Source organism: Polyangium fumosum (assembly GCF_005144585.1).
Classification (GTDB): domain Bacteria; phylum Myxococcota_A; class Polyangia; order Polyangiales; family Polyangiaceae; genus Polyangium; species Polyangium fumosum.
Map to the genome: position 1 here is coordinate 83,188 of NZ_SSMQ01000051.1, position 8,390 is coordinate 91,577.

6 protein-coding genes and 1 pseudogene are annotated in these 8,390 nt (G+C 68.9%); 5 read left to right on the top strand and 2 right to left on the bottom strand.

Annotated features, from left to right (window positions below):
- Window positions 1-194: 194 nt before the first annotated feature.
- From E8A74_RS36135 to E8A74_RS36145, 3 genes are all read left to right on the top strand, one after another.
- Window positions 195-1,838, top strand: a complete 1,644-nt coding sequence (locus E8A74_RS36135) for a hypothetical protein (protein ID WP_136933640.1) — start codon at window positions 195-197, stop codon at window positions 1,836-1,838.
- Between the two features lie 14 nt (window positions 1,839-1,852).
- Complete coding sequence (locus E8A74_RS36140; RefSeq protein ID WP_136933641.1) at window positions 1,853-3,190, top strand: choice-of-anchor L domain-containing protein; 1,338 nt, start codon at window positions 1,853-1,855, stop codon at window positions 3,188-3,190.
- 72 nt (window positions 3,191-3,262) lie between these two features.
- Entirely contained in the window at window positions 3,263-4,396 is a 1,134-nt protein-coding gene (locus E8A74_RS36145; protein ID WP_136933642.1) for a serine/threonine-protein kinase, read from the top strand.
- Between the two features lies 1 nt (window position 4,397).
- Here E8A74_RS36145 and E8A74_RS53135 read toward each other — a convergent pair whose 3' ends face one another.
- The gene (locus tag E8A74_RS53135; protein ID WP_170229632.1) at window positions 4,398-5,600 is read right to left on the bottom strand and encodes a hypothetical protein; all 1,203 of its coding nucleotides are present in this window, start codon (window positions 5,598-5,600) and stop codon (window positions 4,398-4,400) included.
- 44 nt (window positions 5,601-5,644) lie between these two features.
- Entirely contained in the window at window positions 5,645-5,926 is a 282-nt protein-coding gene (locus tag E8A74_RS36155; RefSeq protein WP_232379906.1) for a hypothetical protein, read from the bottom strand.
- Between the two features lie 182 nt (window positions 5,927-6,108).
- On the opposite strand from E8A74_RS36155, the gene E8A74_RS54225 reads away from it, so the two are divergent.
- Window positions 6,109-7,836 (top strand): hypothetical protein, encoded by a 1,728-nt coding sequence (locus E8A74_RS54225; protein ID WP_211365524.1) that lies wholly within the window; start codon window positions 6,109-6,111, stop codon window positions 7,834-7,836.
- A gap of 1 nt (window position 7,837) precedes the next feature.
- Window positions 7,838-8,390 (top strand): annotated as a pseudogene (locus tag E8A74_RS54230) (hypothetical protein); the annotation flags it as partial.

An 8,390-nucleotide genomic window follows, 5' to 3' on the forward strand; every position in this document is an offset into this window, starting at 1 on the left:
ATTCTTGCGCGGCCCTCGCCAAACCGCCCGTGCGGTTCCTGGCGTCCACCATCGGGAGCGAGAACGAGCACATCCCGGCTGTTGACGTCTGGGGCCCGCCATGGTCATGCTGGCGACCAGCGCTGGGATCGTTCGCTCGGCCCCCGCGCCCCTTGCTTACTTTTCCGACACGCGACGACGCCGAGGCGAAAACGATGGGTGGACGCTGGCACAGGTTGGGGGTCGCCCTCGTGGCGGTGGTGTACGCGTCGGCTTGCGCGATGGGCGTGGTCGACGAGAGCTCGGGCGGCAGCGAGAGCAGCGGCTCCGGCGGCTCCGGCGGCGTCTCGGCGGGCGGCTTCGGCGGCTCCGGCGGCGTGACCGGCGACGGCGGCGCGGGCGCCATGGGCGGCGCGGGCGGCGGCGTCTCGGCGGGCGGCGCGGGCGGCGCGAGCAGCTCGAGCAGCTCGGGCACCGGCGGCAATCCGAACTGCGGCAATGGCGTGATCGATCCGGGCGAGCAATGCGACGGCGCCGATTTCGCCGGCAAGACGTGCGCGAGCATCGGCCTCGGATCGGGTGATCTCCTGTGCAACCCGTTCTGCGGCATCGTCGCGAGCGGCTGCGTCCCCAAGGAGGCCTGCAACGATTTCAAGGACAACGATCAGGACGGCCTCCTCGATTGCGCCGACGACACGTGTTTCATGGACGCCGCGTGCCTCGACTCGTGCTTCGCGCCCAAATCGCTCTCCGTCCCCGGCTGGTTCAACGGCGACTCCTCGGGCCGCCCGAACCTCCAGGCCGCCTCGTGCTCGACCGCGAGCGGCCCCGAGGTCATCTTCGAGGTCCTGATCCCGCAGAGCGGCATGTTCGTGGCCACGGTGAATAGCTGGGACGCTGATTTCAGCGTCTCGCTCCGCACCACCTGTAGCGATCCCGCGAGCGAGCTCGCTTGCAACGACGACCCGAACCCCGATGGCGGCAAGACCGACAAGGTCACGCTCGAGGTCGTCCAGGGCCAGAAGCTCTATGTCGTCGTCGACGGCACCGCGGGCAGCCCTGGCTCCTTCGATCTCAACGTGGATATCCCTCCGCCCGAGTTCTTCTGCTCGGATTTCTGGGACGACGATCAGGACGGCTACGTCGATTGCGACGACACCACGCAGTGCCAGGAGACGTTCGAATGCGAGCCGGGCGCCGGTTTGCTCGGCACGCCCTGCATCGTCCCCTCCGATTGCGCGGCGAACGCGAAGGATCCCGCCTGCCTCCAGGACTGGCTCGGGTTTCCCGATGGATATTGCACCGAGTGGTGTGATCTCGCCGCGCAGGACTGCCCGGGCGACGGCCATTGCGCCGACCTCGGCTTCGGCAGCGTGCACGGCATCTGCCTCGACGGCTGCACGACCGACGCGGATTGCCGCAGCGGGTATGCGTGCGTCGACGAGGGATACCCGACGAAGGTCTGCCGGCAGGGGCCCGAGCTCGCGTGCACGAACTTCCAGGACGACGACAACAACGAGCTCAGCGATTGCGAGGACCCGAGCTGCCAGGCCACGCCGGCCTGCAAGCCCGGCTCGAAGGCCGCCGGCCAGCCCTGCACGAAATCGAACGAGTGTTACGCCGGGCAAAACGATCCCATCTGCCTCCACCAGGACTGGTTCGGAGCGCCCGGCGGCTACTGCTCCGAGTACTGCCACTTCATGGACGATTGCGCGCCCGGCTCGATCTGCACGAGCTGGTTCTTCTTCCCGAGCGGCGCCGGCACCTGCATGCGCACCTGCCAGACCGACGCCCAGTGCCGCCCGGGGTACACCTGCCTGGATAGCGGCCTCAACGAGAAGTTTTGTGTAGCTTTTTGACTTAGGAGCTCGTCATGCGCGAACGAATGCGTCTCTTCGATACGGCCCCTCGGCGTGTCGCCCTCGCGGCGCTCGCCGTCGCGCTCCTCGCGCCCCTCGCGCCCGCCGCGTGCGCGGCGAACGGCGGCGGCACGGGGTTCGACGGGGATGGCGGCAACACGGGCCAGGGCGGCGCGGGCCAGGGTGGCACGGGCATGGGCGGCGACGATCTCGGGTTCGACGCCGGAAACCAGGGCGGCGCGGGCGGCGAGGGCGGCATCATCAACTGCGATCCCAAGGGCACGGAGGACGACGTCGACGGCGACGGCTTCACCGAGGCCGAGGGCGATTGCAACGATTGCGACAAGCACAGAAACCCGAACGCCGTCGAGGTGCCCACCGAGCCCGGGAAGGAGGCGTTCGACGAGAACTGCGACGGCACCATCGACGAGGTGGTCGTCTCCCTCTGCGACGACACGCTCGCGCTCGACAGCATGGATCCCCTCGACGGCGTCCGCGCCGTCGATCTCTGCAAGGTCTCCCAGGGCTTCGGCGATTGGGGGGTGGTCTCGGCGCAATGGACCATGGCGGACGGCTCGCCGCCCCCGCTCGGGGACGAGGTGAACTTCCATCTCGGCCACGGCCTGCTCAGCGGGTTCGGCCCGAACATCCCGACGCGCAAGGGCCAACGCTTTCTCGCGCTCTCCAGCGGCACCGCCCGCCAGCCCACGGATCCCAGTTATCAATCGGTCGGCGGCTTCCACAAGGGCTACATGGGCAACCACCCGCAGGGCTTCCCCAAGGAGTCGCCCGCGTGCCCCAACACGAGCACGGGCGAGCCGCACGACGTCGCCGGGCTCGAGGCCGTGATCCGCGTGCCCTCGAACGCCTATGGATTCTCGTTCGACTTCAACTTCTACACCTACGAGTGGCCGAACTACATCTGCAGCGAATTCAACGATTTTTTCGTCGCGCTGCTCACGCCGATCCCGCCCGGGCAGAGCGACGGCAACGTCTCCTTCGATAGCCTGGGCAACCCCGTCAGCGTCAACAACTCGCTCCTCGAGGTCTGCGGTTGTCCGGGAAACCCGCCCAACCCCTGCCTCGCGGGCGACAAGACCTTCCAGTGCAGCCTCGGCAACGTCGACCTCATCGGGACCGGGTTCGGTTTTGACGGTGACGACGGAATGGACCACGCCTCGACCGGCTGGCTGAAGACGCAGGCCCCCGTCAAGCCCGGCGATCAGATCACCCTCCGGTTCGCCGTCTACGACTCGGGCGACGGTGGCCTCGACACGACGACCCTCATCGACAACTGGCAGTGGATCGCCAAGCCCGGCACGACCGTCGGGACGGCGCCCATCCCCAAGTAAACAAAGGGACGAACCGGAGGCGCACGGTTGGGCCTCCCACGCGGCGGTCCTTCGCGCTACCATCCCCGGTTGATGTCCCTGTCCCCGGCCGAAAGCTTCGACCGATATGTCATCGAGGAGCGCCTCGGGGAAGGCGCCGTCGGCGAGGTGTACCGCGCCATGGACACGCGCCTCCGCCGCAAAATTGCGCTCAAGGTGCTGCGTCGGGATCCCGAGATGGAGTCCGAAGCTTGGGACCGCAACGTTGCGCGCATGCTGCGCGAGGCGCGCGCCGCCGCTGCGCTCACGCACCCGAACATCGTCGCCGTCTACGACGTCGGCGAGCACGAGGGCGTCCCGTTCATCGCGATGGAGCTCGTCGCGGGCAAGACGCTGCGCTCGTCGATCGGTCGCGACATCTCGCAAGGCGAGCGCATCGAGCTGCTCCTGCAGGTCGCGTTCGCGCTCGCCGCCGCGCACGCCGAGGGCGTCGTGCACCGCGACGTCAAGCCCGAGAACGTCATGGTCCGCGAGGACGGCGTGGCCAAGGTGCTCGATTTCGGCATCGCCCGTCGGCTCCCCGGGGGCCTCACGAACACGCAGGACAGCGGCGTCTCGCGTCTGTCGCGGCTCACCGGCGACGGGAGCATCGTCGGCACGCCCGCGTACATGGCCCCCGAGCAGCTCCTCGGCCACGAAATCGACGCGCGCGCCGATCAGTTCTCGTGGGGCGTCATGGCGTTCGAATTGATGGCGGGTCGGTTGCCCTTCCGCACGGATGGCGGGGGCCTCGGGCTCGTGACGTCGATGCTGAACGACGAACCACGCCCGCTGGAGGGCGCGCCGGAGGAGCTCGCCGCGATCGTCCGCCGCGCGCTCTCGAAATCGCCGGACGAGCGATTCTCCTCGATGGAGGATCTCGCCGAGGCGGTCGCGGGCGTCATGGCCTCGGTGCTCCCGCCGCCGCCGCCGATGCGCAAGAAGATGCTGTCGTCGGGGATCCGGCTCGTCTACGCGCAGGCCCCGGAGGCCGCCGCGCCTGCGCCCGAGCCGCCGCCGCCGCCGAGGACGAACCCCATTCTGATCGTCGGCGCGGCGGCGCTCGCCGTGGGCCTCTTCATCGGCGGCGTGCTCTTCTTGCTCCAGCGCAGCCAGGCCGAGACGCCCCAGGCGCCCGTCGCCCCGCCCCCCGGGGCCGCCGCGACGAACGCGCCCTCCGGCCGCTGATTCAGGGTTTTTTCGTCGCGTCCGTCTTGGCCTTGTCGGCCGCGGGCGCCTTGGCCTTGTCGGCCTCGGGCGCCTTGGCCTTCTCGTCGGCCGACTTGCCCGCCTTGTCGGCGAGGTCCTTCGCGCGCCGCTTCACGAACACGTCCGGATCCTCTTGCATCGCGACGAGCAGCTTCTTCCCGTCGGGATCTTTCTCCGCGACGAGCTCGAGCGCCCTGCCGCGCGCCATTCCGCTGTTCGTGCGGGTCTCGAGGATCGCGCGCGCCACGGCGAGCGCCCGCTTCTTTTGCGCGTCCGACGCCCCCGGCTGCCGGTGCAGGTAAAACAGCGCCGACGCCATCTGCGTCGACTTGATCGTCCCCTCCTTCGCGCGCTTCTCGATCTTGTCGAGCAGCGGATCCCACTCCGCCTTGCACCCGCCGCCTTGCGGGTAGAACGAGCAGAGGTAGGCCGCTTCGCCCGACACGTCGTCGGCCGCGTCGTCGACGAACCCGAGCCACATCTTGCACGACTCGGCGGCGCGGGTCGGCGGCGTCCCCGTCCAGAAGGCCGACATCGCGGCCTTGCGCACGACCACGTCCTTGTCGTTTGTCGCGATGTCCTTCACGAAGTCGTAGAGCGTCTCGCCGTTCGAGAAGAGCATCCGCGCGAGCAGGCTCGTGCGCATCTGCTGCACCGGGTGGTTTTTCGCCATCCCCTGGATCCGCTCGCCGAGCCCGGTGTCCGCGTGCTTGATCCCGCCGACGACCCCGCCGAGCTCCTGCGCCACGGTCTTGTTCGCCTCGCCCTCGGCCACCACGAGGATCCGCTCGGCGAGCGCCTTGTCGTTGCGGAAGGCCTTTCCGCGCTGCGAGAGTGCGCGGCTGCCGAGCCAGCGCACCTGCTCGTTCGGGTCCTCCAGGAAGCTCACGAACGTCGCGTCGGCCTTGCCCTCGCGGATGAGGTCGCTCTCGAGGAGCGCCTTCATCTCGGGGCACATCGAATCGAACCCGTAGGTGCCCCACTTGCAGCCGAGCGCCTTCTTCGCGAGCTCGACCACGGCGGCGTCGTTCCCGGCGGCCTCGATCCCCTTGGCGCTCGGCTTCGCCTCCGTGGGCGCCGCCGATCCGGCCGGATCCGGCCCCGACGAGCCTTTGCTGCACCCGAGCCCGAGCCCTGCGAGGAGCGCGATCGCGGCGATCACGCGCGTGGAAACCATGTTCATGCCCCCTCCTTACCGCATTTTCGGCGGAGCGTGGGCGAGCGCGCTCAGGCCGCGGCCACCTTCTGCGCGACCTGCTTCGGCCGGCGGATCGGGGGCAGCTCCTGCGTGAGCAGCGCCGATCCGAGCGCGAACCCTGCCAGCGAGAGGCGCAGCCGCAGCGCGTCCACGAGCCCTTCCTGATGGAGCGCGCTGACGGTCTTGCGCACGTCGCCGCGGCGCACCTTGATGGCGATCGAGAGCGTCTCCAGGTCCATGGTGCGGCCCTCGGTCTGGGCCTCGGCGAGGGCACGGAGGATGTAGGGCGCGATGTCCTTGGGCGTCATCATGATGATCGCACCCTACCCCCTGTGCTGAACGTGTGCACAGTTTGTGGAGATGATTTTTTGTTCAGGTCTTCGTGGTGGCCTGCGTCACGAACCCTGAACCTCTGTCCCATGTTGGGTGACGCGAGGGGAGGGCATTCCGTGATAGCCTCGGCGCTCCCTTTTCGCACACGGGAGGACTTCGCATGAAATCGAATCGCTTGTGGGGACCGAAGCTCGCCGCATTCTCGTTCCTGGCGCTGACCGGTCTCGTGGCTTGTGGAGGCGACGAAGGAGGATCCGGCGGATCGGGCGCGAGCGGCGGATCCGGAGGCCAGGCGGGCGCGGGCGGGGAAGGCGGCGCGGGCGGCGGCGGCGGCGGGATGGGCGGCGGCGGTGGCGGCGGGATGGGTGGCGAGGGCGGCGCGGGAGGAATGGGCGGCGCGGGCGGCGCGGGCGGCGGCGGCATGAATGGCTTTGCGGCGATCGTGATGCCGTCGAGCCACGTCGTGCTGGAGGCCGACAATGGCGGCGCGCTCGCGGCCGGCTGCGGCGTGCAAAAAGATGGAGTGGCATACGGCGGCGCGTTCAGCTCGACGGTCACCGTCTCGCCGCAGGCGGGCGTCGTCGAGAGCGCGGGCAAGTACACGTTCGCCGAGGCGGGCATCTTCACGGTGGGCTGCGAGGTCGTGGTCGAGGGACAAACCGTCACGGCCGAGACGCAGGTCTCCGTGCTCAACGAGGCCATCGCGCCTGTGCTCGCGAAGGCGGGCGCGGGCCTCGCGGGCGTGCAGAATGGGATGCACGCCGTGATCGCAGCGAACGGCGGCTCCGATCAAGCGCTGAAGGACGCGGTCCTCGCCCTCGACGCGAGCCTCGTGGACCTCGACCCGCTCCATTACACCGAGCTCGCCGACGTCCTGCGCAAGATCCCCGGCGATTATCCCACGACCGCCGAGCTCACGGCGGTGGGCGTCGCGAAAAGCGCGGACGACGACGCCCTCGCGGCGGACCTGGATGGCCTCGGAGCCGCGCTCGCCTCGCTCCGGACCACGATCGCCTCGATCGATCCGAATGCGCCGAAGGCCGGCGACGAGGCGCTGCTCGAAGCGAAGAGCGCGGCCGTCGCGTCCGCTGTGCAAAAGCTCGCCGCGCTCGAGCCCACGGCGCACGGCGTGATCGCGAATCGCGCGAAGTTTGCCGGGCTCGTGCGGGATCAGGTTGCGCCCGCGGGCCGGTCCGTGGGGCAGCTCGTCAGCGCGATGGTCAAGGCCGAGGCGGCGCCCGTCTTCATGGCCAAGGCGCCGGGCGTGGACGAAAAGCCCGGCGGCGGCGCGAGCCATTTCGGCTTCTTGAGCCTCACGCTCGGCATGTTCAACCAGAACATGCTCCAAATGCAGCTCATCAACAAGATGTACGGCAAATACATCGAGGCCATCGACAAGAGCCTGAACAACCTGATCCTCATCCAGGCGATCGATTACCTCCTCCCGCCGAACCCGGAGGGGCCGGTCATCGAGATGATGTACGCGAGCTCGAGCACGAGTTTTTCGAAGGTCGGATACGACACCTGGGTGCACGGTCACGGCTTCAATTCGGACCCGAACTTCAACATCTTCATCATCATCGGCGAGGGGTGGCAGACGATTGTCGAGAGCGTCTTCACCGCCTGCGGGGTCGGCGATGCGAACACGCTCCCCGAGATGGTGGACACGGTCGAGCAATGCATCAAGGATGTGAAGGAGGCCGCGCAGAACAGCTTGCCGACGAACTCGATGGAGGTCGTCGAGCCGGGCTTGCTCGCCGAGCAGGACATTCACATGGGTCCGTTCCCGGAGGCCTGTTCGAGCGCGATTCCCCTGGCGATCGGCGTCATCCCCGTGAACCTCGCCACGGGCCGGGGCCCGGTGTACAAGTCGAACTGCATCAAGTGACGTGAATGCATCGAGCCCGAGCGCCCGCGCCTCCCCGGCGACGTGGCGCTCGGGCTTTCGGCGGGCGCGACGGCGCGGCGGCGCGAGTTCGAGCAGTGGGAGCGCGGGGGCGGGCGGCATCGGCGGGACGGGCGGGGTGGGCGGCGTCGGCGGAATGGGCGGCGCGGGCGGCCAGGGAGGCGTGGGCGGGGGCGGGCCGACGTGCCCCGTGGGCAACACGCCGATGGTGCTCGTCGAGAGGCCCGAGGGGCCTTATTGCATCGACGCGACCGAGGTCACGAGCCTGCAATATTCGGTGTGGCTCGCCACGACACCGGTGCCGAACAATCAAGATCCTGTTTGCGGTTGGAAGGACTCGTACACCCCGCGCTCGAGCGGCAATAACTGCAATAGCTCCCATTACGATCCAATCGGAAAGCCCAATCATCCGTATCACCTCGCTCACCCCCGTCTGGACGCCGGCCCGCTGCCGTGGCAGGCGCCGCGCGCACGCGCGTTCGTCCGGCCGCCGGGCGCATCGAGCTTCGACAGCAAGCGCGCGCAGACGTCTGCGC